Below are 26,776 nucleotides of genomic sequence, written 5' to 3'. Positions count from 1 at the left end.
TAAATAAATATATTATGAACAACAATACATTAAACCAGTATAAAAAAGCGATTAGAAATAAATATGAGATCGAAAAAGAAGGTGAATACTTTGATTATTTGTACAGTCCTTCTCGTGGAAAACTACGTGATTTCTGCTGGCTTATTTTCGAAAATAACGCAACTCAGGATGACTTAAATGTTTTTAGAAATTTATTTTCTATAGATTTTGATCATACCAAAAAGAATAAATTTAAAGAACAAAAAGATAAGTTTAGACCTATCGAAACCTTTTTTAAAGGTGAAACAGACCCAACGAATATTGATGCAATAAATTTGGCAGCAATTATGGTCGATTTTCATCCACGTCCTTTTAAGAACTTTAATAAAATGTGTAGAATGGAAGATGCAAAACAACTGGAAAGCAACTACAAAGCTACGGCAGTTGTTGAAGCAGAGAAAAATAGGAGAGATGTAGAAGTTTTTGTTGAAAACAGAAATGAAAAATCTGGAGAATATCGTAAACAAAGAAGTCTTTTTTCAAATTTGACAACTTTGTTTTCTAAAAAAGGCGCTCAGAAGAGATATCCGGGAAATCCGATTACCTTTTCGAGTGGCTAGGTTATCATTGGTCAATTGAAGCAAGTCTTCGTGAAGTAAATCTCTTTGATAGAGAATATTAAATTATAAAACAAAACACTTACATTTGTTCCCGAAATGAAAATGAAAAACATACATATCAATCCGTCTCTACGACAATATAGCGATCGTTTAGCAGGATTTCTTCCGGCTAACAGCTTAGGATGCAGTATGTATTGTAATGAATTGAAGTGTAAATTGTAGTCACATTCTCTATACAAATATATAAAAGCGTCCTTATTGGGGCGCTTTTTTTGTTTCCAGGACAATGTTAGAAGTCGAATTTGGGTAATTAAGTTTGCTTTTTATGACTAAAAATATACTTCGACTTCGCTCAGTAGGACAAAGGAATAACTTTTAACTAAAAATAATTAAAAAAATAATGCACCAAATGTTTGATGATAAAACTAAATAGCGAAATATAATTTGAAAAGTAATCTGATGAGAGACAGTCATTTGATACAATTAAGGATCTGCACAAGTAAGCGGACAGGAATTTCTATGCTTTTTATTTAGGTTTAACTATTTGATTATCAGTAAGATAATTTTAAAAATGATTTGGATAATTGATTTTTTAGACTTTATCTTTGCCGAAGAAAATCTGAAAAAAGAATTTCGCATAACAATAATGATTTCGATATATAATACAATACAGAAAATGAATTTCGATAAAAATACATACAACGCAGAAATACTAAACCCGAGTTTTTATTTGGGACGTTTAGCAATACAGGTGCATGAATACAGGCAATAAGATCACTATATCTTATCAAATCTCATTAAGCACCTTTAATCGGGTGTTTTTTTTATGCCTAAAAATAAAATGATTTCGTAGCTCAATTGGCAGAGCGCTTGACTGTTAATCAATAGGTTGAAGGTTCGATTCCTTCCGAAATCGCAATGTTCTCTAGAAGGAACTGGCTCATTGGGGTTACTGGCTAACCTTCCCGACTGTCTCTCGGGAGAAACGGGTTCGACTCCCGTATGAGCCGCTTTTTTTCTTTTTGAAGGTTCAACGGTTCAAAGGTCCAAAGCGACAAAGGTTAAAAAAACTTAGTACCCCAGTAGCTCAGAACCTTAAAAAAGAAAACAACTGGGAAGATAACGGTGGTTGTTTACCCGCCTTGGACGCGGGAGGTCGCAGGTTCGAATCCTGTTTCCCAGACAATTTTTTTAGGTACAAAGTTACAAAGTTACAAAGTTGCAAAGGTTTTAAAACTTTGCGTCTTTGCGTCTTTGCGCGAGATGGACAAAGTGCTTTTAAAGATTATAATAAGGAATGATTTCCGCGCAAAGTCGCAGAGTCGCAAAGGAAAATAAAAAACTAAGCTTTGTTTCTTTACGCCTTCGTGGCAAATTTAATATTCAGTTAAAAAAATATACAATGAAAAAGATAAGTACATTATTTGTTAAAGATCCAAACAACCTTGCAAGAGTTGTAAATAAGTTAAATACAGAAAATGCCTGGGTAATGAATGGTCAGGCAATTGCAACCAGAAAGTTTGATGGTACATCTGCAGCTATTATTAACGGAGAGTTATTCAAACGATTTGATGCCAAAAAAGGACGTACGATTCCGGCGAATGCAATTCCGTGCCAGGAAGCAGATGTAGTGAGCGGGCATCACCCACATTGGTTAAAATGCGATCGCACAAAAAAAGAAGACCAATTTTTCTTTGAAGGTTTTGATAATTTAGAAATTATCACAGACGGAACATTCGAATTATGCGGACCTAAAGTACAGGGAAACCCTGAAAAATTAGAAAAGCACACTTTGGTAAAACACGGATGTGAAGTATTTGATTTTTTAAGTTTTGATTTTGATGATTTAGAAAAATTCTTATCAGAAAATGATATAGAGGGAATTGTATTTCATCATATTTCAGATGAAAGGATGTGCAAATTAAGAAAGTCCGATTTTGGAATTAAACGATTGGATTTGGAAGAAGTTTAAAGTAATAATAAAAATTAAAATAAAAGTCATGAAACAAGATTATAACCGAATTGCTTTGGTAGGAATTGAACAGGAAGAATACGACATTATAAAAGCACAATATTCTGGACATATTATTTGGCATCAATCAATTCCGAAAATTGTTGTTAAAGATGAGGTTCTTTATATGGAAAAATCAAACGGAATCGGAATGTTGCCTGTAGACAAAGTAGTTTATTATGGAATTTATGACAATGATTTTGATTTTATTTCTGGATTGGCAATTTGGGGAGGAGCTTGTTATCCTAATGCAGCTGCAATGCTTGATTGTCGCTTTAAGATTCCGTGTTTGGTAAAAGCTTTAGCACATTCGAAATTTAGTGCGCCACGAGGATTTATAAGCGCAGGTACTTCAGTAAATGTTGGTAATGATACCGTTGCTAAATGGGGAAATTGGCATTGTGGTGAAAATAAACATCGTTTTACAGGAGAATGGGAAAGTGAATTTACAGCAACAACTGAACCTTATTATGAAGGAGAGGCTGTTAGAATTATGATTATAGGTAATGTTTATTGGCAAATAAAATTGGAAGGTGATTCGTGGCTAAAATCAATTCACCCTGATAATGCGGGATTTATGGATGTTGATTCTGAATTGCTTGCTGATACTTTACATATTAAAAACATTTTGCAAATGGATATGATTGGTAATGATTATATCGTGGCAAAGGATGGTTCTAAATATTTATTAGAAGTAAATCATATCCCTAACATAACCCGATTTGAGGAGGTTAGGCAAGTTTATTTATCTACTGTCATAGATTGGATTAATTAAATTTTTATACTGCGCAGAATAACTGCGCAGTACCATTTGAATATTTGCTCAGGAAATAAAACAAGTTCTTTTATAAACTGAAATACATCAAAGTGAAGGCTTTGATTAGCAATATCAAACAAGTCCTGTTGCGTGTTTCTGTATAGCACCATTGTAGGGGACTTTTCGCGAAAGCGTATTATGTTTTTCTATGCAACTTGATTTGGAGGTTTTGATGGTTTTCCAAAAAACTATCACCAACTCTATGTGTTATGGGTTCGAATCCCATTCGCAGTAATGCGATAGCTTAATCCGGTAGAGCAATAGATTTTTCGGGTCTCAAAAACCTGTTGAAGAGAGACTATCACTCTTAAAAAGATGACCATTAGAAAAAAACTGATTTGTCTTTGTCAGTGAAACTAAGATTTTTAACATCTGAAATTTCACACTCATGATAAAACCAGTGCGAAAAGTTATGTTTTTTGAAATACTCTTTTTCTTTTCGATTTGATTGTACAGATGATTTTAGGATCATATATACAAAAAACAATCGCAAACAATTTGAGTAAACAGATCGCAAACTCTTCGTCCGTTTTTCTCTGAGGAGAAAGGCAATGAAGTTTTTTATTTAGAATAATAAGATAATAGAGTAAAGAAAATAGAATAGAGGTTTTTATGGGTTTATAACTTGAAACAAAGAAAACCTAAAACAAAAAAATATAATTATGATAAAGAGAATTAAAATCGAAGCGTACCAATTAGGTTTGCTTTTTGAAAACAGAAAATTAGTTGCAGTATTACAAGAAGGTTTACACTGGACTTTTGGAAACAAGAATTTGTTCGTTTACGATATGAATTCAGCATTTCAGGCTCCATTTGAGTTGAATATTTTATTGCAGAATCAAGATTTGGCTGCAATGCTGGAAGTGGTTGAGGTTGCCGATAATGAGATCGTAATGCAATTTGTAAACGGAAACTTTAAAGAGATTTTGGTTCCTGGAAGATATGCATTCTGGAAAGGAATTGTGAAAAATGAATTTACCAGAGCCGATTTATCTAAGATTGAAATCACTGAAAACATTCAAGTGAATTTATTGGAACATGCAAAAATGAGATACTTTACCAGAAAGTTTATTGTAGCAAGCAACGACAAAGCGTTGTTGTTTGTAAACGGAACTTTTGTTAAAGAATTGAAATCAGGAACGCATTACTTTTGGAATAACGCGATTACAATCGAGGTTAAAACAATCGATATCAGACAGCAACAAGTAGAAATTTCCGGTCAGGAATTGTTGACTAAAGACAAAGCAGGATTAAGAATCAACTTTTTTGTGAGATATCAGGTTGTAGATATTATGAAGGCTTTGCTGGACAATAAAGATTTTGAAAAACAATTGTATGTCTCCATGCAATTGGCTTTAAGAGCTTTTGTTGGCCGGTTGACTCTGGATGAATTATTGGCCAGAAAAGATACAATTGCCGAAGCGATTTTAGGAGAAGTAACTACTAAAATAGAAGACTTAGGTTTAACAATTTCTGATGCTGGAATTCGGGATGTAATCTTGCCGGGAGATATGAAAGAAATCATGAATCAGGTTTTGGTTGCCGAGAAAAAAGCGCAGGCCAACAGTATTATGAGAAGAGAAGAAACCGCTGCAACAAGAAGTTTGTTAAACACAGCAAAGCTGATGGAAGAGAACGAAATGTTGTGGAAATTGAAAGAGATGGAATACGTTGAGAAAATCGCTGATAAAATTGGAGAAATCACAATTTCAGGAGGCGGAAACGTCATTGGTCAATTGAAGGAAATATTCGTGAAGTAAAAACAAATTAAAAATTAGAAAAATGAAAACTACAGATAAAATTATTATTATCGATTTAGAAGCCACGTGTTGGCAAAGCGCAGTTCCTGAAGGTCAGGAAAATGAAATTATCGAAATTGGCTTGGCGGTTTTAGATTTGCAAACGGGTGAAATTACTCAGAATCAGGGCATCTTAATAAAACCCCAACGTTCGAGTGTAAGTCCTTTTTGTACAAAACTAACCACTATTACGCAGGATTTACTCGATAAAAACGGAGTAACTTTTGAGGAAGCAATCGAAAAGCTGGTAGATGAATATCAGCCTGATTTATATACCTGGGCAAGTTACGGTCAGTACGATCTCAACATGATTCGAAGGCAATGTAGGTCATTTGGTATGCAATACCCAATGGGGGATCAGCATATTAATGTGAAAACACTTGTTGCTGAAAAATTAGATTTACAAAAACCTACCGGAATGAATGGTGCTTTGCATCTATTAAATATTCCATTAGAAGGAACGCATCACCGCGGAATTGATGATGCAAAGAATATCGCGAAAATCCTGAAATGGTGTTTGCGCAATTAAAAACGGCCGTCTTTGTAGACAGCCGTTTTCGTTTGGTTATATTATTTTGATTTAATTATGATCATAAATTTTAGCGTAAAGATCTTTGTAGATTTCCTTGATAATTTTACGTTTCAGTTTTAAAGTAGGAGTCAATTGTCCGCCATCGATAGACCAGACATCCGGAGTTAATTCAAAACGTTTGATTTTTTCCCAGTGACCAAATTTCTCATTAATTTTTTCTACTTCTTCATCAATACGTTTAATGACATCAGCATTGGCGCTGATAGCCGCATCAGTATTTCCTAAAGTTACTTTATGCAGTTTTGCCCATTCTTTTACAAATTCAAAATTAGGCTGAATAAAAGCAGCAGGCATTTTCTCTCCGTCACCAATTACCATGATTTGCTCAATAAAACGAGATTGTTTCATCGCATTTTCAATTAGTTGAGGTGCAATATATTTTCCGCCAGAAGTTTTGAACATCTCTTTCTTACGGTCTGTAATTTTAAGGAAACCTTCGCTGTCAATTTCACCAATATCTCCCGTATGGAAATATCCATCTATTAAAGCTTCGGCAGTTTTTTCCGGATCTTTAAAGTAACCTAACATTACGTTTGGTCCTTTGCAAAGAATTTCTCCGTCGGGAGCAATTTTTACTTCAACGTTACGAATTACTTTACCTACGGTTCCAATCTTGAAACCTTTATTTCTTTGGTCGTTTACGGCAATTACCGGAGAAGTTTCAGATAAACCGTAACCTTCCATTACCGGAATTTCGGCAGCGGCAAAAACTCTTGTCAAGCGTGGCTGTAAGGCAGCACTTCCGGAAACCATTAATTCTAAATTTCCTCCCAAGCCTTCTTTCCATTTACTGAAAATAAGTTTTCTCGCGATTTTTAACTGAAATTCATACCAAAAACCATTTGCTCCGTATGGCTCGTATTTTAAACCTAAATCGATAGCCCAGAAAAATAATTTTCTCTTAATACCAGTTAATTCACCACCTTTTGCATAAATTTTATCGTAAACTTTCTCCAAAAGTCTTGGTACAGCTGTAATAACCGTAGGACGAACTTCTTTTAAGTTATCACTAATTTTATCAATAGATTCTCCAAAATAAACAGATACACCATAAAACTGATAGATGTACAAAATCATTCTTTCAAAAATATGGCAAATAGGCAAGAAGCTTAATGCAGTACTTTTTCCCGGATCAAACGGAATTCTTGGTGCGCTGTCTAAAACATTCGAAACAATGTTTTTGTGCGAAAGCATCACACCTTTAGGTCTTCCTGTAGTTCCTGAAGTATAAATAATAGTCGCTAAATCATCGGTATGAATACTGTCTTTTCTTGCTTCGACTTCGCTTTGATTGCTTTCGTCTTCGCCAAGAGTCAATAACTCTGTCCAGTGTTTGCATCCTGCAATTTCATTAAATGAGTATACCTCTTTTAATGTTGGTACATTTGCTTTTATAGCATTTACTTTGTCAAGTACTTCCTGATCTGATACAAAACAGTAAATACTTCCGCTGTGGTTTAATATATATTCGTAATCCTCTTCGGCAATTGTAGGGTAGATAGGAACGTTTTGCGCACCGGTTTGCAAAATACCAATATCCATGATATTCCATTCTGTACGATTATTAGAAGTGATTAAAGCAATTTTATCATCTTTCTGAACGCCTATACGTAATAATGCTCTTGAAACAGCATTAGCTTTTGCAATATATTCCTGGCTAGATGTTTTTTCCCAGACTCCATTTTTTTTGGTTGCTAAGGCAACTGGAAGGTTGTAAGTTTCTTGTTGATAATAGGGAAAATCAAAAAGGCGTGTGATTGAAACCATGTTTAATATATTGAATTTTACCGCAAATTAAATAAAAATTAGGTATGATTTTTAATTTTATAAAATTTTATGGGAAAAATTATAGGTATAATAGAAAATCTACGAAAACGTTTTCTTTTTTGTAGTAATTTTTTGAAATAACGAGAAATGTTTATTTCAGACCGTATATTTTGTGAAATTACTGAACGTTGTAATCAACATATTCTTTTACTCTTTCGCCCATCAAAAACATTTTTTTCTTAGCAAAGTGAATAGAAAACTGAGAATAGATCCAGGCTTCGCTATCATTGGTTCTGTACCAAAATGTATAAGAAGCACTATTAAAACCTTCTTTAAAAACCGGAATTCCTTCGTCTGTACATTCTATTCCCCAGTTGATTTTAGTTTTGCTTAAATCATCTGCCTGAATAACTCCTGTACCATCAGGATTTAAAATTGTACTTGGCGCTTTTTGTCCCGTTGGGATATAAGTTCCGGGAACAGGATAACCAATCGTAGTTGTAATATAATGATCACGACCATTGTAGGTAATTTGATCTACGTGAACCTGAGCATGAGAAGATGCAGCAACAAAAAATAACGTAATAAGTAATAAATGTAAAGATTTCATTCTATAGTAGGTTTAATTGTTTTTGGAGGCAAAAAAAATCAGTGGCATAATTTTTTTGGCGAATATACTTTAAATTTTTATAGAAAAATGAATCACAATTATAAGAATGAATTTATTTTTTAACATTTTATTGCTGCCGAAATATTACTCTGTCGAAAACTGATTTTCCAGTAATTTTTCTTTAAAATCAGATTTAAAAGTATAGGCAAAAGTCAGCATCAAAGCGCGTGTATCTGATTTTGAGGTTCTATTATTACTAAAAAGAAAGGTATTGTTTTTATAACCGCTTTCAAGAGTATTAAACATGTCTGTAACCACCAATCCTAAACGGGCATTTCCTTTTCCTAATTTTTGCTGAAAACCCATGTCGACATTATAAATAGGAATTCTTTTTCCTTGCGGAGTTGCTAATGAGGAATTATAATTTCCGATAATCTGAAGTTTTCCACCTTTCCAGGGAACAAAATTATTAATGATTTTTCCGTACCAGCTAAAAGCACTATTTACCACATCTTGCGCCAGATTTGAACCATTTATTTTTTGTTCAAAAGCTGTGATGCTAATATTCGCGTCATAAAAGCCAATTGGTTTTAGACTAAAAATAGTTTCTAAACCATAAGTTATGGTACTGCCTATATTTCGTGGCTGTAAAAGAATCACGCCATTGTCTTGTAATTCTGCATATTGTCTTATAGCGTCAGTTGCATTTCTGTAAAAGGCATTGGTCGAAAACGAATATTTAGACCATTCTTTATTATAACTCATTTCGGCAATGTGAATGATTTCAGGTTTCAAATACGGATTTCCACCATGAGGATTCAAAGCATCTGTAATATCTACAAACGGATTCAAATCGTCTAAATCCGGACGGTTGATACGTTTGCTGTAATCAATTTTTACAAATTCATCCGCCGTTAGATTCATTTGCAATGATGCTGACGGAAAAAGCTTTAAATAATCATTGTTAAAGCGATCACTATTATTTTTTGTAGCTCCGGTGTTCGAAACGTTTTCTGCACGCAAACCTAAATTGTATTTCCACTTCGGATTTTCTTTATCTCCAATAAATGAATTTAAGAGACCGTAAACAGCATTTATTTGTTCGTTAAATTTAAAAGAATTGCTTGCCAGAGGATTTACGAGATATTCGCCATTCGTCATATCAGCACTTTGAAAATCTGAATTAAAAAAACGAAACGTTCCTTTATACCCCGTTTCTATAATTGATTTTTCAGAAACCGGAAACGAATAATTTACAATCGCATTTGAGATATTTTCGTGCTCATAATTGTGTGTTCTTTGTAAAAAAGCATCGGCAATTTGCGCATTATATTGATCGTAATTATTAGTATCAATATCGGTATTTTCTCTATGTTTATTAAAAGAAGAGGTTATGCTCGCGTTCAGGCCTTTTCGGTCATCATCAAATTTTCTGTCGTAACTAAAAGCCAGTTCGCCTACTTTTGAGCGTTCTAATTCTAATGAATGTCGTATGTTATTCGAAAAAAACTGATTAGCGCTTGTATTTACCTGAGTATGCAAAGTCTCATCATTATCCTGACTTTCGATATTTCCTAAAGCTTCAAACGAAAAACTATTTCTTTCATTAGGCGAAAAATCAATATTCAGTTTTAAATTTTGTAACCCTTCAGTTCTTTCATCATTTCTGTTTTGATAAATAAAATGTTCATCATCAATAAAATTATTCGTTCGGTCGCCTTTTATTTTTTTCGTTCTTCCCGCAAATCTATTGTCATATCCTAAACCAAAATTCCATTTTTCTGTTTTCTGATTTAAAAGCACAGAACTATTCAATCTTCCTTTTGCACCAAAGCCGCTTCCTAAAACCACGGCACCATTAATACCACTCTGATTGTTCTTTTTAAGTTTAATATTGATAATACCACTTTCAGCATTGGCATCATATTTTGCGGTAGGATTGCTAATTACCTCAATACTTTCAATACTGCTTGCCGCAATCTGATCCATATTGGTAATGGCAGAATTTTTTCCGTTAATTAAAATCATTGGAGACTTTCCTCTCAATGTTATTCCTCCGTCAGCATCAACAGCAACGGAGGGAATACTTTTTAGCATATCCGTGGCGGTTCCTCCGGATTGCGAGATATTCGAAACAGCATTAAAAACAAAACCTTCATCAGTTTTCTGAATTTGTTTTTTTTGTGAATTAACCACAACCGCGTTCAATAAGTTCGTATCACTTTCTAAGGTTATAGTTCCGATAGCAATAGGAGAGCCTGTAAATTTTATTTTTTGTCTAAAAGTTTTAAAACCTATTAATTTAAACTGTAATAGATAATCGCCAGAAGGAATATTTTCTAAAGCAAAATTTCCAGCGATATCTGTTACGGCATAATTGGCCACTTTGGTAGAATCGATGGTGTTTTTTAAAATAACATCGACAAATTCTATAGCAAGTTTTCCGTCAGAAACAGTTCCTTTTATAGAAGAGTTTTGACCAAAAGAGAATTGACTTAATGTAAATAAGAGAATTAAAAGCGATAGGTTTTGTCTGTATTTTTTCATGAGACAAAGATATTTATCGCATTAAATACAGCTTCTTAAAGTACCTTAAGATATCATTAAATTAGGCTTAGAGCCTTTTTAATATCAGGGGGAAATAAGTTTTCAGCCTTTAAAATAAATTAGTAAAGATAATTTTAAATCCAAAAACTATACAAATTGCAGAAGAAATTATAATAAGTGAATATTGTAGTTTTTGCGATTTAAGAATGCTCTTGGTAAAAGGAATACTAAATAATCCAGATGCGATAAACATACCCAGGATGGATCCTATACCAAAAATTAAAATATACATAAGACCTTCTAATGGGGTTTTCATTTGCGAAATAACCAGAATCACCAAAGATCCGCTTCCGGCCAGACCATGAATAAGCCCAACCCCAAATGCCGTTTTGTAATTGGTTGATCCGTCAAAATGAGCATGTTTAAAAGAGGCAATAGGGTGCGAATGATAATACGTATGAGGGTGCATGTGCGTATGTCTAACTCCATTACGATGCGTATGCTCATGACTATGGTAATAAGTATGCGAGTGTCTTTTTTTGTATAATAATTTAAATAAACGAATGCCCCCTAAAATGATCAACATTAAACCCACAATAGCTTCCAGATAACTAAAGACGTTTTCGTTTATCGAAATTTTAAAACCAATCATAATAACGCCTACGATAAAAATGGTAGCCGTATGTCCAATTCCCTAAAACATTCCGTCTTTTAGAGCATCTTTAATCTTACTTCTATTTGTAACCAGATTGTTTACAGCCAACAAATGATCTGCTTCAAAAGTATGCTCTAATCCGGCATAAATTGTAATGAATAATCCAATAATTTTAATTTTATAAATAGTTGTAATAAGCCGCACAAGCACCTTCAGATGAAACCATAGGCACGCCAAGAGGATTAGAAGGTTTGCATTTTTTTTACCAAATTCAGGACATTGATTTGGCTTTTTGTTTCCGGTTAAGATTTGTCCTGCGATCATTATAAAATCGATTAAAGAAGCAGCCGATAGAGCAAAATATTCACATTGTGACCGGAGATACTAAAGTAGTCGAAAGAGGAAAAGGAGATCAAATTTATATTAATACTTCCGGAATTGGGATTGTTCATGAAAAAGCTAATATCAAAATCCAAAACATTCAGGAAAACGATGTCATTATCATCAACGTACCAATAGCGTCACACGGAATGGCGATTATGTCTGGGCGTGAAGGATTGGAGTTTGAAAGTGATATTTTAAGTGATACAATCAATCTTAATCATATAGTTTTAGATTTAATAGAAAAATTTGGAGATAAAATTCATTTTGTAAGAGACGCAACACGTGGTGGATTGACTTCTGTTTTGCATGAAATAGCAACTGAAATCAATTTAGGAGTTTTTCTTTTTGAAGATAAAATAAAAGTAGAAAATCAGGTAAAAAGCGCTTGCGAAGTATTAGGACTAGATCCGTTGTATGTATCAAACGAAGGAATTTTTGTTTACGTTGCCGCGCCTGAAATTAAAGATGAGGTTCTGACAATTTTACAAAAAGTAAATTCAAATGCCTCAGCAATTGGTTTTGTTACTGATGAATATCTATCAAAAATCATTATCGAAAGTTCCTTTGGAGGAAAAAGGGTGGTGAATCCTTTAGTTGATGAACAATTGCCAAGGATTTGTTGATTGTCTTGTAAAGGTTTTTTGCTACGAATTCCACGAATTACTAATTTAAAAAATAGCCACTGATTAAAAGATTAAAATGATTTTAAAATCGGCTCAATTGTTTGCAATTAATAAACAGTTGCTATAATAATTAATTCGTGAAAATTCGTGGAATTCGTGGCGAAAAAAAAACGCCCGATCAATTCGGGCGTCTTTAGTAAAATATATTTCTTAGATTTTCTCAATCCATTTTCTTGCATTAACAAAAGCTTCATGCCAAGGCGAAACTTCGTCGTTTCTGTCTTTTGGATAATGAGCCCAGTTCCATTGGAAAGTCGAACGCTCAATATGAGGCATCATAACCAAATGTCTTCCTGTTTTATCACACATCATTGCCGTGTTATAATCAGAACCGTTAGGGTTTGCTGGATAACCTTCGTAAGCATATTTAGAAACAATGTTGTATTGGTCTTCTGCATAAGGTAAATTGAATTTTCCTTCTCCGTGAGAAACCCAAACCCCTAAAGTACTTCCGGCCAAAGTAGATAACATAACCGAATTGTTTTCCTGAACTTTTACTGATGTAAAGATACTTTCGTGTTTCTGGCTTTCGTTATGAAGCATTTTTCCGTGAACTTCATGCTCTGGATTAATAACTTCCAATTCCATAAACAACTGACATCCGTTACAGATTCCAACAGATAAAGTGTCCTCTCTTTTGAAGAATTTATCCAAAGCTGTTTTTGCTTTTTCGTTGTATAAAAATGCTCCGGCCCAACCTTTAGCAGAACCTAAAACATCTGAGTTAGAGAATCCTCCAACTGCACCAATAAACTGAATATCTTCAAGAGTTTCACGACCAGAAATTAAATCGGTCATGTGAACGTCTTTTACATCAAAACCTGCTAAGTACATAGCATTTGCCATTTCACGCTCAGAATTACTTCCTTTTTCACGAATAATAGCTGCTTTTGGTCTTGGTTTTGAAGCGTCGATTACTGGTTTTTTTCCTGTAAAGTGCGTTGGGAAAGTATATTGTAAAACTTGATTTTTATAGTTTTCGAAACGTGCCTGAGCTCTTCCGTTTTTAGATTGTTTTTGATCTAATAAATAAGAAGTTTCAAACCAGATATCTCTGTAAGTTGGAATATCCAATTTATAATCTCCAAATTCTAAAGCTGCAGTTTCCTGAACTGAACCAATTTTGAAGAATTCGATATTGTTAGCATTTAATTTAGCTTCAACCGCTGCATCAGATTTTGCCTGGAAAACGATTCCGATGTTTTCAGCGAAAAGGATTTTCAATAAGTCTTTTTCCGCGAAAGCGCTGAAATCAATTTTTGCTCCAAGATTTACATCAGCAAAACACAATTCTAATAAAGTAGTGATTAAACCACCGCTTCCGATATCGTGTCCGGCTAAAATTTGGCTTTCGCCGATTAATTCCTGAACGGTATTAAAAGCATTTTTGAAGAAAGAAGCGTCTTTAATTGTAGAAGTTTCGTTTCCGATTGTGTTTCTGATTTGTGCAAAAGAAGAACCTCCTAATTTGAAATCATCTTGTGACAAATTGATATAATAGATAGAATCTCCGTTTTTCTGTAAAACTGGTTCAACGACTTTTCTAATATCTGTACAGTTTCCTCCAGCCGAAATAATAACCGTTCCCGGTGCGATTACTTCGTCGTTTGTATATTTTTGTTTCATCGAAAGTGAATCTTTTCCTGTTGGAATATTGATTCCCAATTCGATTGCAAAATCTGAACAACCTTCAACAGCAGCGTATAAACGAGCGTCTTCACCCTCGTTTTTACAAGCCCACATCCAGTTTGCAGATAATGAAATACCTTTTAAACCATCTTTAATTGGCGCCCAAACAATGTTTGATAACGATTCTGCAATAGCATTTCTACTTCCTGCAACCGGATCAATCAAAGCAGCGATAGGAGCGTGACCAATAGAAGTCGCGATTCCTTCTTTTCCTAAATAATCCAGAGCCATAACCCCAACATTATTCAAAGGCAATTGAAGCGGTCCTGCATTTTGTTGTTTAGCAACTTTTCCACCAACACAACGATCCACTTTATTAGTCAACCAGTCTTTTGATGCAACAGCTTCTAAACGTAAAACGTCTTTTAAGTATTTTTCGAAATCTGCTTTGTCGTAAGCAACATCAGCATATTTTCTATCGATAGTTTTATCTGTCATAACCGTTTTAGGAGAACTTCCGAAGAAATCTTCTAAAGCATAATCCATCGGTTTAGAACCATTTGATTTTGATTCGAATGTAAAACGGTGATCTCCCGTTACATCTCCAACCTGATACATTGGCGAACGCTCTCTGTCAGCGATTCTTTGTAAAGTATCAATATCTTTTTGACCAATAACCAATCCCATTCTTTCCTGAGATTCGTTACCAATAATTTCTTTTGCAGAAAGAGTAGGATCTCCAACCGGTAATTTATCTAAATCGATTAAACCACCAGTTTCTTCTACTAGTTCCGAAAGACAGTTTAAGTGTCCTCCAGCTCCGTGATCGTGAATCGAAACAATTGGGTTATTGTCGCTTTCTACCAAACCACGAATGGCATTAGCAGCACGTTTTTGCATTTCCGGGTTTGAACGTTGGATTGCATTTAATTCAATTCCTGAACCAAAAGCTCCAGTATCCGCAGATGAAACCGCAGCTCCACCCATTCCGATTCTGTAATTTTCTCCACCAAGAATTACGATTTTATCTCCTTCTTGGGGTTTCTTTTTGATTGCCTGATCTAATTTTCCGTAACCAATCCCGCCCGCTTGCATGATTACTTTATCGTAACCAATTTTACGGTCGTTTTCTGAATGTTCGAAAGTTAAAACTGAACCTGTAATTAACGGTTGCCCGAATTTATTTCCAAAATCAGAAGCTCCGTTTGAAGCTTTGATCAAAATATCCATTGGAGTTTGGTACAACCATTTTCTTTCTTCAACAGCATTTTCCCATTTTCTGTCGTCATTCAAACGAGAATAAGAAGTCATGTAAACTGCTGTTCCAGCCAATGGCAAAGAACCTTGACCACCAGCTAAACGGTCACGAATTTCTCCTCCTGAACCTGTTGCAGCTCCGTTGAAAGGCTCAACCGTTGTTGGGAAATTGTGTGTTTCTGCTTTTAGAGATAAAACCGAATCAAATTCTTTTATCTCGTAATAATCTGGTTTGTCAGCTGTTTTTGGTGCAAACTGCTGCACTTTTGGTCCTTTTACAAAAGCAACGTTGTCTTTGTAAGCAGACACGATATCGTTAGGATTTTCCTGTGATGTCTTTTTGATTAATTTAAAAAGAGAAGTTTCTTTTTCTTCACCGTCAATTACAAAAGTTCCGTTGAAAATTTTGTGACGACAGTGCTCTGAATTGGCTTGAGAGAAAGCAAAAATCTCAGAATCGGTTAACTTTCTTCCTAGTTTTAAAGCAAGATTGTCTAGATAATCTACTTCTTCCTGGCTTAAAGCCAAACCTTCAACTTTATTATAAGTCGCAATATCATCGATCTCCAGAATTGGTTCCGGCTGAACATTGATAGTGAAAATCTCCTGATCTAATTGATTGAATTTTTGTGAAAGCATCGGATCAAAATCAGTGAAATCTTCCGTTGCTGGATGAAATTCCTCAATTCTGATAATGCCCGGAATACCCATATTTTGAGTAATTTCTACAGCATTTGTACTCCAAGGTGTGATCATAGTGGCACGAGGACCAACAAAAAAATCCGTCAAGGCGGATTTTTCGATCTTATTAGAGTTGGCAAAAAGCCAGTTTAGTTTTGAAATGTCTTGAGCCGAAATTTCGTTTTGCGTTTGTACGGCAAAAACAGTTTTGCTTTGGTTTTCAAAGAAATGGATCATTGTTTTGTGTAGTTTGTTGTATTGAGGTGCAAATTTAGTGTAAATAAATAGCAAGCGCAAATTTGAAAACAAACTCTTTTGAAAAAAAAGTTAGCGCCTAATTTTAATCATATAAGTTATATAAGTTCATTTTAAAAGAACGAATAAAATAATATGTAAAAAGGTTTAATCGCGCACAGACACTAAGGTGTAAAGCTTTTATTTGTAATTCTTAAATTCACTTAATGCCAACTAGTAAATACACAGAAAACTTAAATTTTCTTATATTACTTATATGGTTAAAAAAAGGCATGAAAGTTTATAGCAAAAAAAAGCGGCAAATATTGCCGCTTTTAAATTTAGTAAGCACTCGTTTAATTAGTTGATTATAATTTTTTTACTGCTGGTTTTTATACCTTGTGTAATATGAACAATGTAAATTCCTTTTGGGATATTGTTTATCGTAACAAGCAGAGCATCATTGTTTGTTTTTGTAAATACTTTTTGCCCTAATATCGAAACAATCTCAATATTTGATTTTTCACTAGCATCTTTCAATTGAATGGTAAACTGCCCATTCGAAGGATTTGGATAAAGTGAAACATCACCAAAATCAAAATCTCCAACCGCTAAATTTGCAAGTGAATGAGTTCCTAATCCGTCGCATTTGTCTTTTGCGTAAACATCCCATTCTGCAGTTTTATTGAAAGTAGTATTTGGAGCAGAAATGCTTGGTTTTCTTCTTAAAGTTTCGTCGATAGAAAAATTAGCGGTATTGCCTAATGTTCCTATAATGTCAATTAAAACATCATTTTTGAATAATCCGATAGGGTCATTTCCGTTAAATTGCAATTCTGTAGCACCACTTGATAAATTCGCATTTGCCGGATTAAAACAAGTTGTTAATCCCAGATTGTACGCGATTACATACGAAGCTCCGTGTGCAAGTGTGCCCGTAAGTGGTAATCCCGCCGTAGAAGTCCATGGACCTGCACCATTAATTTGTTTTTTAATGGCATATTTTGTTAAATCTACCGTGCTTCCTGTAAAATTTGAAATTTCTAAATATTTATTATTTCCAGATCCTTCGATATATTCTGTAAAGAAAATTTCGTTCGCAATTGTTCCTCCGCCTGTAGATGCAGTCGTACTTCCGTCAACAGAACTTGTTGCCAGTGATAAATTGTTTGAAGTATCTTTTGCAATTACATAAAATGAGTATGTGGTAGACGGCGTTAAACCTGCAATAGTAGCAGTTGTTCCCGTTTCATTTTGTTTGAAAATATTGTTGACATAAATAGCATAACTGGCAATTCCAACATTGTCTGTAGCGGCAGTCCAGCTTAAACTAATGGTATTTGAAGTACTTGCCGTAACAGCTAGATTTGATGCGGCCGAAGGAGGAGTCGTATCATCAGCTTCGGTTGTCCAGACAGCTGCCACATATTCAGGATGATCGATGTAAGGGTTACGATTGTTTTGGCGTGCATAAATAGCATTATTTCTCGCAATTTCTCTCGCGTTTACAGGATCCTGATTGTGCCAGGCAATCAATTGACTTAAAAATGCCGGTGTAAATACTTTGTTAGAAGTTCCGTTGAACATCGGGTACGAATATCCAGCAACTGTATTCTCATATCGTGTAGCGAAGTAAAAATACATTCGGGCAATATCACCTTTAAACTCGTCAATAGGTTCAAAAACAAGACCAGAATAACCCGCAGTGGTACTTGGGCCTAATTTACTTCCGTTAAGACTTGTTTCGGTTGCGGATACTACAACACCATGAGGATAATTCGAACGAACTCCGTTTACTTTTCCGTCAGTTGGTGTAATAAAATGCGCGTCGGCAACCATTGGTGATTGCTCATTAAAAACCGATTGCGGAATAATATGTTCTCTATTATAACAATCACCTTCGTTTACATAATTACCGCATCTTTGTGTCGTAGCAATGCTGTAATTATAAGGATCTGTTCCCGATGGATTTTCAGAATACATGTCTAAAACAGAGCCGTCGTTTTCGTAAAAATTATCGATATCCGATGTTGCATAAGTCGTATATAAACCACCATATCCATTATCGGTATGGCCTTTTATAATATTATACAATTGAGTTTTTAATGTGTAGCCTGTTCCGGTTGCCGTGTTGTAGTATCCGGAAGGAATTTGGGCAAAGCCAACGGCGGTAAACATCAATAAAAGTAGAAAGTAGTTTTTTTTCATGAAAATAGGTTAAGATTTGGGTTGCTAATAAATTGAACACGAGTATCCTAAATTTATTAATTGTATCAAAATTACTACTTTTTGAAATACGCTACGTTAAGTGATCTTTAATTTTAGAAAAAATTTCTTACTGTTTGAATTTTAATCCTATAAGTGATGTAAGTTCATTTTAGAAAATTTGAAATAATCTCGCAATCCCGAAGCTATCGGGAGCAAAGGCGCAAAGTTTTTTTTCTTTTTCACTACATAAGTGAGATAAGTTCATTTTAGAAAATAATCAGCGATAATCAGTTTAATCTGTAAAACCTGTGGGCTACATTTTACGCAGAAAACTTAAATTTTCTTATATCACTTATATGATAAAAACAAAATTATTTCGGGAATGCCGCACTTTGATAGGCACCTAAATCCGGAGGAGAAGTTCTGCTTGCTCCAATAATATCTAACGGAATCATATACGCCTGATTCCCTTTCGCGAAAGCGGGAGAAGTAGTATTGATGTTCAGTTTATTTTGATTCACATTATAAAATTTAGGATTTTCGTTTAAGATAATCTGATTATAATGTTCCGTATCCGTTTTAAATTGATAATCCGGATTGGTACTTGAACTATTAAATTTTAATAGACAATTGTTTAACTGATAAACAAATGCGGCATTGGTATTTTTGTTCAAATTGAATTCGTTTGTGCCTGAACCGTAAATAATGCAATTGTTAAAAGTAGCCTGAATTAACGGATTTGTTGGGGGAGTTGCACCCGCCATACTATTGCTTAAATTTACTGCAAATTGCGAACTGCCTTGCCAGTTATTATTAAAAGTACAATGTGTAAAAAGGTAATTTCCACCATAAACGCAGGACAAACTGGCGAAACCGGCATAATTAATCACGATATTTTCTCCGTTGATGTAAGCGTTTTGGGCTAAAATTCCATATTCGGCACAATTGTAAATCTGTGTGTTTTTAATTTCGATTGTACTACTGTTATCAGGGCTTTTTATGTTTAAACCTGTAATCGCATTTTTTAAAGTAAGGTGATTTATCGAATGATTTTTGCTTCCTTTTGCAAAAATAACCGAATTCCATTGTCCGGGAATATTATCGTAAAGCGATTCCAGGCGGTCTCCTTCAAAAACAACTTCGTTTTCTAATTTATTGGTAGTTGATACTGCTCCGTTAATTTGTAAAGACGCTTTATTGTCTACATAAAGTCCGGAATTAGCATGAAAAAACACTCTTGCTCCAGCTTGAAAAGTCACCGTTTTATTTTCAGGAACACCAGCAAAACCGTAAATAACATAAGGTTTCTGATTGGTAAAAAGCAATTCATTTCCGTTTACAGCATCATTTTCATTCAAATAAAAACCATCAACCGGTTTGCCTTCTATGATAATTTTTTCTTTAGTTCCGTCAGGTTTTTGTTGTGGATACAGAAAAACAGCATCTTGAATTAAAGTAATCAAATTCACTTCCTGAAGATTAGCGCCACTATCAAACTGAATTTGGTCAGTATATAAAAAGTCGGTAGGATTTGCATCTGTTATATCTGCCGTAGTTTCTATAAAAATGTACAAACTGTCTTTCGACAAAAGCGTAACATCCTTGAAAATTTTGCCGTTGTTTCCGCTCATTCCGTCAACCGTCATTCGGTATTTTGAATTTAAACCGTTTTTGAGCTGAATTGTAGGAATCGAAATATCGTCTTTACTTGTGTTGTAAACTTTCAATTGATAGGTGCCGGAACCAATATTTTTGAAAACAGTATCTAAATAAACGGTATCTCTTGAAAATTTTAAATTTCCGGAACTGACAACAGTATCAAAATCAGTTCGGCAAGAACTGAACGTTATCAATAATCCAAAAATAAAAAGTATAAAGTATTGACGCATTTGAATCGGTTTGTTTTTTGTTACCACTCCCGATAGCTATCGGGATAAAAAAAATAGAATGATTCTTTGCGAAAAGCATAAAATAATTCTTTAAAAATCGGTGCAATCTGTGGCAAAAAAATAAATTTTAAACCAAAGATCAATATTGATTGTTTTTGTAAAAATAACAAAAAACTGACATGTTTGAAGTTGATTTTAATTTAGAATTGCATTTTTGAGTTTGTATCTCTTCTTTTCTTTAATTTTACGATTTTAAATTCCACTTTAATGAAGTATACAAAAGAGCAAATTTTAGCGCGTTGCAATGAGTTCTCTAAAAACACGCTAATGGAAACGCTAAAAATAGAATATATAGATGCTGGCGACGATTTTTTGACAGCAAAAATGCCTGTAAATCCTTCTGTTCACCAACCAATGGGACTTTTGCACGGAGGTGCTTCTGTAGCTTTGGCAGAAAGCGTAGGAAGTGCGGCATCGTTTTTTTTCATTGATCCAAAAGAACAAGAAGTACGCGGAATTGAAATTTCTGCCAATCACTTAAAAAGTATTCGTGAAGGCTGGGTTTTTGGTACGGCAAGAATTATTCATAAAGGCAGAAGCATTCATCTTTGGGAAATTAAAATTACCGACGATGCCGGGAATCTGATCTCGCTTTGCAAACTGACGAATATGGTTTTAGAAAGAAAGAAAACAGAATAGCATGAATGACTTTTTTTCTAAAATAAAAAAACATTACGAAAAGCATTTACCTTTTGTAATGTATTCTAAACCCAATTCAAGACACATTTTTGGGTTTTTGCAACAAAATGACACTTTGCATACCATCTCGAATTATAAAGAAAAAGGTTTTGTTTTTGCTTCTTTTGATGAAAAACAACTGATTTTAATTCCGGAAAATCAAGCTGAGATTATAACTACAGAACAAGAAGAAATTGGTTTTGAAACCATCGAAATCGATGATGTGAGTTTTGATCCGGCTGCTAAAAATCAATACGAAGATTTAGTGGCAAAAGGGATTAGCGCCATCAAAAACGATGAATTCAAGAAAGTAGTTTTATCCAGAAGCGAAAAAGTTGACCTTGCCGAATTTGATTTTGTAGGGACTTTTCAGCATTTGATCGAATTATACCCAACAACTTTATCGTATTGTTTTTTTCATCCAAAAGTTGGATTTTGGATGGGCGCAACGCCGGAACAATTGCTTAAAGCCAACGGAAATGTTTTTGAAACTACCGCTTTGGCAGGAACTCAAAAAGCAACTTCTGAAAAAGAGATTCTTTGGGAGCAAAAAGAAAAAGACGAACAACAATATGTAACCGATTTTATTGTAAAAAGATTGCGTGAAGTTGCCGCTTCGGTGAATGTTACGGAACCTTACAGTCTTAGAGCAGGATCGATCTGGCATATAAAAACGGATATTTCGGGAGTTTTGAATGATAATTCGACCCTGGAAGAAGTAATCGATACTTTGCATCCAACTCCCGCAGTTTGTGGTTTACCAAAGAAAAAAGCAAAAGTATTTATAATAGAAAACGAAAATTACGACAGAACCTTTTATACCGGTTTTCTGGGCGAGTTAAACAGCAGTTTTGCAAACAACGATATTAGTTCTGATTTATTTGTAAATTTACGTAGCATGCAAATTCAGGAAAATAAAGCCATTTTATATATGGGCTGCGGAATCACCAAAGAAAGTATTCCTGAAAAAGAATGGGAGGAAAGCGTGAATAAATCAATGACGATGAAAAGAGTTTTGAAAATAGCTTAAAAAAATAAGTTTACAGTCGCAGTCACGGTTTTCAGGTTTGCTGTGACTGAATACTGCGATTGTAAACTGTGATTAAAAACAAAAACAATGAAATTAGACATATTAGCCTTTGGTGCACATCCCGATGATGTAGAGTTGGGTTGCGCGGGAACAATTTTAAAAGAAGTATCACTTGGAAAAAAAGTTGGTATTGTAGATTTAACGCGTGGTGAATTAGGAACACGCGGTACAGCCGAAACCAGAGATCAGGAAGCAAAAGATGCCGCAAAGATTTTAGGCGTTTTGGTTCGTGAAAACTTAGGTTTGCGCGATGGTTTTTTTGTAAACGACGAAAAGCATCAGTTAGAAGTGATTAAGATGATCCGAAAATACAAACCGGAAATTGTATTGTGCAACGCTATCGACGATCGCCATATCGACCACGGAAAAGGAAGCAAATTAGTTTCTGATGCCTGCTTTTTATCAGGATTAATGAAAATTGAAACTTCGGTAGATGGAGAACCACAAGAAGCATGGAGACCAAAAGTTGTATACCATTACATTCAATGGAAAAATATAGAACCAGACTTTGTAGTCGATATTACAGGATTTGAAGACAAGAAAATTGAAGCTGTCATGGCGTATAAAACCCAATTTTATGATCCAAATTCAAAAGAACCTGCTACGCCAATTACAAGTAAAAACTTTATGGAAAGCTTAAATTATCGTGCGCAGGACTTAGGAAGGTTAGTTGGTAAAGATTTTGCTGAAGGTTTTACTGTCGAAAGATGTTTGGCAGTCAATAGCTTAGAAGATTTGATGTAATTTTGATATAAAAATTTCATTTTTTTCTTTGGAGAAGCGAACCTTTGTTGTATATTTGCAACCGCAAAGAAAAATGGTGGTTGTAGCTCAGCTGGTTAGAGTATTGGTTTGTGGTGCCGAGGGTCGCCGGTTCGAACCCGGTCAGCCACCCAGAATTGTAAAAGCCTTGAAGAAATTCAAGGCTTTTTTTGTGCGTTTATTTTTTTGAACGTTTTTTGTCTATCTATGATAAAACTAAATCTTTTTGTTTAGGAGCTAATCCCGCTATCCGTTCCAATCTTTTGTGGCGAACGCCGCCACAAAAGGATTTCCACTCCTATCGGGGCTAGGACAATCATTTTCATCATAACATTTCCGTCTGGTTTGTCGTTTTTCGAAACAAAGAATGACTGTAAAGAAGTAATCTTCGTTATTACATTATCTAAAACGAACTTAAATCAAGTATTTAATTTAAAAATAAATCAAAAAAAAGATCAATGTTTAAATATTGATTTATTGTTTGTTACGGTTTAGTTTATGAAATGTATTGTTTCGTAAAACCATTTTCTTGCCTGATATCTCCTGTTTTGAAGCCTTTTTTTTTGCATAAGTAAACCTTTGTTGTATATTTGCACTCGCTAAGCAAAAATGGTGGTTGTAGCTCAGCTGGTTAGAGTAGCGGTTTGTGGTGCCGCGGGTCGCCGGTTCGAACCCGGTCAGCCACCCAGAAATTTAAAGCCTTGAAGAAATTCAAGGCTTTTTTTGTGCCTATAATTTAAATCACAATTTTTTAAGTTACCACAGATTATAACATACAGGATCAATACAAAAAAACTTTGTGTTCTCTGCGGTAAAAAAAAATAGAGAATATAAAACTTTTAGTGTTTCTCTACAATATTTAGCATTGATCTCTTTTTAGCAATGCATATCGTCATCGGCAAATCCAATCAAAACGTGATACAATTTCACTCCATAAAATGTTAAAATAAAAAGTAATATTTCATGATTTTAATCATAAAATAAAATTTAGCGCCATAATATCTTTACCACGTAAATCAGCTTTCAAAAACAAAATAATCAAGATATTCTAAAAGCTTCAATTTAAGGATATCGATAAAACTAACCGTATGGATAAGTTATTCTTAACTTCTGAAATAAACCGACTCAAAAAAGAAAAAAATGCAATTATCCTCGCTCATTACTATCAGGATAAAGACATACAGGATATCGCCGATTTTGTAGGTGATAGTCTTGAATTATCTAAAAAAGCAGCTTCTGCCAATGCCGATATTATTGTTTTTGCCGGAGTTTATTTTATGGCCGAAACGGCAAAAATCATCAATCCAAATAAAAAAGTGCTTTTGCCGGATATTAATGCCGGATGTTCTCTTGCTGATGGCTGCGATCCCGATAATTTCAGGAAACTAAAAGAACTTCACCCTAATCATGTTGTAGTAACTTATATTAATTCTTCGGCTCAGATAAAAGCCTTAAGCGATTGGGTTTGTACTTCATCCAACGCAAAAAAAATTATAGAAGCAATTCCGGCAGAACAGCCAATAATTTTTGCCCCTGATAAAAATTTAGGAATGTACCTAAAAAAAGAAGTCAACCGCGAATTATTGCTTTGGGATGGTTCGTGCATTGTACATGAAGCTTTTTCATTAGATAAACTTATCGAAATCTACAATGCAAATCCAAAAGCTAAAATTGTAGCGCATCCTGAATCAGAACGCCATATTCTCGAGACCGCAAATTATATCGGTTCAACATCCGGAATGATCAATTTTATCAAGAACGATCCGGCTACTACTTTTATCGTCGCAACCGAAGTGGGGATTCTGCATCAACTAGCAAAAGAAGCTCCGCAAAAAACAATTATTCCGGCGCCTTCACATGAAGATAATACATGTGCGTGCAGCGAATGTGCTTTTATGAAAGTAAATACTTTAGAGAAGCTTTATTTATGTTTAAAAGAGGAAAGACCGGAAATTCATATAAAAGAAGAATTACGATTAGAAGCCATAAAACCTATAAACAGAATGCTCAATTTGTCATAAACATCTAAGTCAATCAAAATGAAAAAAACTGATATACTTATAATTGGTTCCGGAATAGCAGGTTTATTTTGTGCTATTAAAATTGGAAAAAAACGACCAGATTTGTCTATTGCAATTATGACCAAAGACAAGGTCAAAAACTCTAATACCCAACTTGCTCAAGGTGGTATTGCAGTTGTTACGGATTGCATAGAAGATAGTTTTGAGCAACATATCCAGGATACTTTAAAATCGGGTGGGGGTTTGTGTGATGAAGAAGTGGTAAAAATGGTGATACATCAGGCGCCTGAACGATTGAATGAACTTATTGATATTGGAGTTTCTTTCGATAAAAACAAATCCGGAATTTGGAATTTGGGCCTCGAAGGCGGACATTCTCAGCATCGTATTTTGCATCATAAAGATATATCCGGAGCAGAAATAGAAAAAAATCTAATTGAAACAATAAAACAGTTATCTAATATCACATTACTCGAAGATCACTTGGTTATTGATGTTGATACTAAAAAAAATAACGGAAGAATTAATTGTACGGGCGCTTTTTATTGCGACAAAATCAATAAGAAAGTAAAGTATATACGCGCTAAAACCATTGTTTTGAGTACGGGAGGATGTGGTCAGATTTTTAAGAATACAACAAACCCAGAGATTGCAACGGGCGACGGAATTGCAATTGCTTCGCGAGCCGGAGCAGTAATAAAAGATATGCAATACATACAGTTTCATCCAACGGCTTTGTATGAAGAAAACAAGAATCCGTTTTTTTTAATTTCAGAAGCAGTAAGAGGTTTTGGGGCGCATATCGTTAATGAAGATCAAAAGCGTTTTATATTTAAAGATGATATTCGTGGCGAGTTGGCAACAAGAGATATTGTATCTCAGGCGATAAGCAAAGAAATAGAAATGTCCGGAAACCCATATGTGTACTTAGATTGCCGACATCTTGATTTTGAGGAATTCTACAGTCATTTTCCTTCTATTACAGAATATTGCAAGACAATTGGTTTGCATCCTGAAAAAGATTTAATTCCTATTGTTCCAGTTGCTCATTATCAATGTGGTGGTATCAATGTAAATAAAAAATCACAAACCAATATAAAGAATCTTTATGCGATAGGCGAGTGCTCCAGAACGGGTTTGCATGGTAAAAACAGATTGGCTTCCAACTCATTATTAGAAGCTTTGGTTTTTGCACACCAGGCTTCAGAGCATATTGCTAAAAATATTGATGATCTGTCTTTTGCACCAAAAGATGCGATGTTGCAATTTGACGAACCTTTAATGGATAAGGATTCTAATTATTTTATGAAGTTTAAAAAAGAGCTTCAAACCATGATGACATTTTTTTACGCAAGTAACGATTCTGATTTTGTTAAGATATTAAACAGAATCGAATCGATGAAAATGGCAACGGTAGGATTGCTTTTCAAAAAGAAAAAAATAACAACCCAGCTAATCGAATTTACGAATATGCTTACGGTTGCCAAGATTATTATCGAACACCATAAAACTAAGGTTTTAAAAAGTGCTGTGATGTATTAAATTGTATTTCTGTCGTTGTTCTCAACGCATTAAAATAGATTGAATGTTAAAATAAATTGTTTGTAGTAACCAAAAAAAGCATGACTTTTAAGTCATGCTCATTTGGTTATTATAGTTTGGTTTATTGAATTACGTTATCTTATTGAAAAGATTATCTTTTCTCATATCTTTTGACTTTTTTTTATTTATAGAAGTAAGTCTTTGTTTCTTAATTTGAATCTGCAAAGAAAACGTTATTTCAGGGTTAGAACCTTATCAGCC

The 26,776-nt window shown here is 34.4% G+C and carries 19 protein-coding genes and 5 tRNA genes; 16 read left to right on the top strand and 8 right to left on the bottom strand.

Translation table 11 applies throughout. The annotated features are described in order from the left end of the window. The first annotated feature begins 14 nt into the window (after positions 1–14). From FLACOL7796_RS13125 to FLACOL7796_RS13090, 8 genes are all read left to right on the top strand, one after another. Positions 15–599: a hypothetical protein gene (locus FLACOL7796_RS13125; protein ID WP_173971223.1), complete on the top strand. Its 585-nt coding sequence runs from the start codon at positions 15–17 to the stop codon at positions 597–599. Positions 600–1,442: 843 nt separating this feature from the next. Next, positions 1,443–1,515, top strand: a tRNA-Asn gene (locus FLACOL7796_RS13120). Between the two features lie 21 nt (positions 1,516–1,536). Further along, a tRNA-Asp gene (locus FLACOL7796_RS13115) sits at positions 1,537–1,609 on the top strand. A 101-nt stretch (positions 1,610–1,710) separates the two neighbouring features. Beyond that, positions 1,711–1,782: transfer RNA gene (locus FLACOL7796_RS13110), tRNA-Pro, on the top strand. A gap of 219 nt (positions 1,783–2,001) precedes the next feature. Beyond that, on the top strand, positions 2,002–2,571 hold the full coding sequence (locus FLACOL7796_RS13105) for a DUF5565 family protein (RefSeq protein ID WP_173971222.1): 570 nt from the start codon (positions 2,002–2,004) through the stop codon (positions 2,569–2,571). Positions 2,572–2,599: 28 nt separating this feature from the next. Continuing rightward, positions 2,600–3,385, top strand: coding sequence for an ATP-grasp domain-containing protein (locus FLACOL7796_RS13100; protein ID WP_173971221.1), 786 nt, complete (start codon positions 2,600–2,602; stop codon positions 3,383–3,385). Positions 3,386–4,089: 704 nt separating this feature from the next. Next, positions 4,090–5,187 (top strand): slipin family protein, encoded by a 1,098-nt coding sequence (locus tag FLACOL7796_RS13095; RefSeq protein ID WP_173971220.1) that lies wholly within the window; start codon positions 4,090–4,092, stop codon positions 5,185–5,187. 22 nt (positions 5,188–5,209) lie between these two features. Then, positions 5,210–5,755 carry a 3'-5' exonuclease gene (locus FLACOL7796_RS13090; protein ID WP_173971219.1) on the top strand — a complete coding sequence of 182 codons (546 nt, stop codon included), beginning with the start codon at positions 5,210–5,212 and terminating at the stop codon, positions 5,753–5,755. Between the two features lie 51 nt (positions 5,756–5,806). Here the strand turns inward: FLACOL7796_RS13090 and FLACOL7796_RS13085 are convergent, their stop codons facing one another. The 5 genes from FLACOL7796_RS13085 to FLACOL7796_RS24920 all read right to left on the bottom strand — a co-directional run bounded on the left by FLACOL7796_RS13085 (position 5,807) and on the right by FLACOL7796_RS24920 (position 11,721). After that, complete coding sequence (locus tag FLACOL7796_RS13085) at positions 5,807–7,585, bottom strand: AMP-dependent synthetase/ligase (RefSeq protein WP_173971218.1); 1,779 nt, start codon at positions 7,583–7,585, stop codon at positions 5,807–5,809. A gap of 178 nt (positions 7,586–7,763) precedes the next feature. Further along, positions 7,764–8,195 carry a hypothetical protein gene (locus FLACOL7796_RS13080; protein WP_173971217.1) on the bottom strand — a complete coding sequence of 144 codons (432 nt, stop codon included), beginning with the start codon at positions 8,193–8,195 and terminating at the stop codon, positions 7,764–7,766. A gap of 144 nt (positions 8,196–8,339) precedes the next feature. Further along, positions 8,340–10,742, bottom strand: a complete 2,403-nt coding sequence (locus FLACOL7796_RS13075; protein ID WP_173971216.1) for a TonB-dependent receptor domain-containing protein — start codon at positions 10,740–10,742, stop codon at positions 8,340–8,342. Positions 10,743–10,851: 109 nt separating this feature from the next. Then, positions 10,852–11,433 carry an urease accessory protein UreH domain-containing protein gene (locus tag FLACOL7796_RS13070; protein WP_262889164.1) on the bottom strand — a complete coding sequence of 194 codons (582 nt, stop codon included), beginning with the start codon at positions 11,431–11,433 and terminating at the stop codon, positions 10,852–10,854. Positions 11,434–11,436: 3 nt separating this feature from the next. Next, a complete protein-coding gene (locus FLACOL7796_RS24920; RefSeq protein WP_262892019.1) occupies positions 11,437–11,721 on the bottom strand; it encodes a hypothetical protein in 285 nt (94 codons plus the stop codon). Between the two features lie 47 nt (positions 11,722–11,768). Between FLACOL7796_RS24920 and FLACOL7796_RS13055 the strand changes: the two genes are divergently transcribed. After that, entirely contained in the window at positions 11,769–12,404 is a 636-nt protein-coding gene (locus FLACOL7796_RS13055) for a HypE family hydrogenase expression/formation protein (RefSeq protein ID WP_173971213.1), read from the top strand. Between the two features lie 210 nt (positions 12,405–12,614). On the opposite strand, the gene purL is transcribed toward FLACOL7796_RS13055, so the two are convergent. From purL to FLACOL7796_RS13040, 3 genes are all read right to left on the bottom strand, one after another. Beyond that, entirely contained in the window at positions 12,615–16,268 is a 3,654-nt protein-coding gene (gene purL / locus FLACOL7796_RS13050; RefSeq protein ID WP_173971212.1) for a phosphoribosylformylglycinamidine synthase, read from the bottom strand. A gap of 357 nt (positions 16,269–16,625) precedes the next feature. Beyond that, complete coding sequence (locus tag FLACOL7796_RS13045) at positions 16,626–18,473, bottom strand: endonuclease (protein WP_173971211.1); 1,848 nt, start codon at positions 18,471–18,473, stop codon at positions 16,626–16,628. 371 nt (positions 18,474–18,844) lie between these two features. After that, entirely contained in the window at positions 18,845–20,362 is a 1,518-nt protein-coding gene (locus FLACOL7796_RS13040; RefSeq protein WP_173971210.1) for a hypothetical protein, read from the bottom strand. A 267-nt stretch (positions 20,363–20,629) separates the two neighbouring features. On the opposite strand from FLACOL7796_RS13040, the gene FLACOL7796_RS13035 reads away from it, so the two are divergent. The 7 genes from FLACOL7796_RS13035 to nadB all read left to right on the top strand — a co-directional run bounded on the left by FLACOL7796_RS13035 (position 20,630) and on the right by nadB (position 26,515). Continuing rightward, on the top strand, positions 20,630–21,061 hold the full coding sequence (locus tag FLACOL7796_RS13035; protein WP_173971209.1) for a PaaI family thioesterase: 432 nt from the start codon (positions 20,630–20,632) through the stop codon (positions 21,059–21,061). 1 nt (position 21,062) lies between these two features. Beyond that, positions 21,063–22,130, top strand: coding sequence for a chorismate-binding protein (locus FLACOL7796_RS13030; protein ID WP_173971208.1), 1,068 nt, complete (start codon positions 21,063–21,065; stop codon positions 22,128–22,130). A gap of 87 nt (positions 22,131–22,217) precedes the next feature. Beyond that, entirely contained in the window at positions 22,218–22,934 is a 717-nt protein-coding gene (gene bshB1 / locus FLACOL7796_RS13025) for a bacillithiol biosynthesis deacetylase BshB1 (protein ID WP_173971207.1), read from the top strand. 76 nt (positions 22,935–23,010) lie between these two features. Further along, a tRNA-His gene (locus FLACOL7796_RS13020) sits at positions 23,011–23,084 on the top strand. Positions 23,085–23,564: 480 nt separating this feature from the next. Next, a tRNA-His gene (locus tag FLACOL7796_RS13015) sits at positions 23,565–23,638 on the top strand. A 402-nt stretch (positions 23,639–24,040) separates the two neighbouring features. Next, positions 24,041–24,973: a quinolinate synthase NadA gene (nadA, locus tag FLACOL7796_RS13010; RefSeq protein ID WP_173971206.1), complete on the top strand. Its 933-nt coding sequence runs from the start codon at positions 24,041–24,043 to the stop codon at positions 24,971–24,973. An 18-nt stretch (positions 24,974–24,991) separates the two neighbouring features. Then, on the top strand, positions 24,992–26,515 hold the full coding sequence (nadB, locus tag FLACOL7796_RS13005; RefSeq protein WP_173971205.1) for an L-aspartate oxidase: 1,524 nt from the start codon (positions 24,992–24,994) through the stop codon (positions 26,513–26,515). The last annotated feature ends 261 nt before the right edge of the window (positions 26,516–26,776 follow it).

It is taken from the genome of Flavobacterium bizetiae, assembly GCF_902804475.1.
Taxonomy (GTDB): Bacteria; Bacteroidota; Bacteroidia; order Flavobacteriales; family Flavobacteriaceae; genus Flavobacterium; species Flavobacterium bizetiae.
Note: the sequence above shows the minus strand (reverse complement) of the source record. Positions and strands in the feature narration are given on the sequence as shown.

Coding starts and splice junctions, on each gene's coding strand:
- FLACOL7796_RS13125 (WP_173971223.1), top strand. CDS start 15: ATGAACAACAATACATTAAACCAGTATAAAAAAGCGATTAGAAATAAA.
- FLACOL7796_RS13105 (WP_173971222.1), top strand. CDS start 2,002: ATGAAAAAGATAAGTACATTATTTGTTAAAGATCCAAACAACCTTGCA.
- FLACOL7796_RS13100 (WP_173971221.1), top strand. CDS start 2,600: ATGAAACAAGATTATAACCGAATTGCTTTGGTAGGAATTGAACAGGAA.
- FLACOL7796_RS13095 (WP_173971220.1), top strand. CDS start 4,090: ATGATAAAGAGAATTAAAATCGAAGCGTACCAATTAGGTTTGCTTTTT.
- FLACOL7796_RS13090 (WP_173971219.1), top strand. CDS start 5,210: ATGAAAACTACAGATAAAATTATTATTATCGATTTAGAAGCCACGTGT.
- FLACOL7796_RS13085 (WP_173971218.1), bottom strand. CDS start 7,585: ATGGTTTCAATCACACGCCTTTTTGATTTTCCCTATTATCAACAAGAA.
- FLACOL7796_RS13080 (WP_173971217.1), bottom strand. CDS start 8,195: ATGAAATCTTTACATTTATTACTTATTACGTTATTTTTTGTTGCTGCA.
- FLACOL7796_RS13075 (WP_173971216.1), bottom strand. CDS start 10,742: ATGAAAAAATACAGACAAAACCTATCGCTTTTAATTCTCTTATTTACA.
- FLACOL7796_RS24920 (WP_262892019.1), bottom strand. CDS start 11,721: ATGATCGCAGGACAAATCTTAACCGGAAACAAAAAGCCAAATCAATGT.
- purL (WP_173971212.1), bottom strand. CDS start 16,268: ATGATCCATTTCTTTGAAAACCAAAGCAAAACTGTTTTTGCCGTACAA.
- FLACOL7796_RS13045 (WP_173971211.1), bottom strand. CDS start 18,473: ATGAAAAAAAACTACTTTCTACTTTTATTGATGTTTACCGCCGTTGGC.
- FLACOL7796_RS13040 (WP_173971210.1), bottom strand. CDS start 20,362: ATGCGTCAATACTTTATACTTTTTATTTTTGGATTATTGATAACGTTC.
- FLACOL7796_RS13035 (WP_173971209.1), top strand. CDS start 20,630: ATGAAGTATACAAAAGAGCAAATTTTAGCGCGTTGCAATGAGTTCTCT.
- FLACOL7796_RS13030 (WP_173971208.1), top strand. CDS start 21,063: ATGAATGACTTTTTTTCTAAAATAAAAAAACATTACGAAAAGCATTTA.
- bshB1 (WP_173971207.1), top strand. CDS start 22,218: ATGAAATTAGACATATTAGCCTTTGGTGCACATCCCGATGATGTAGAG.
- nadA (WP_173971206.1), top strand. CDS start 24,041: ATGGATAAGTTATTCTTAACTTCTGAAATAAACCGACTCAAAAAAGAA.
- nadB (WP_173971205.1), top strand. CDS start 24,992: ATGAAAAAAACTGATATACTTATAATTGGTTCCGGAATAGCAGGTTTA.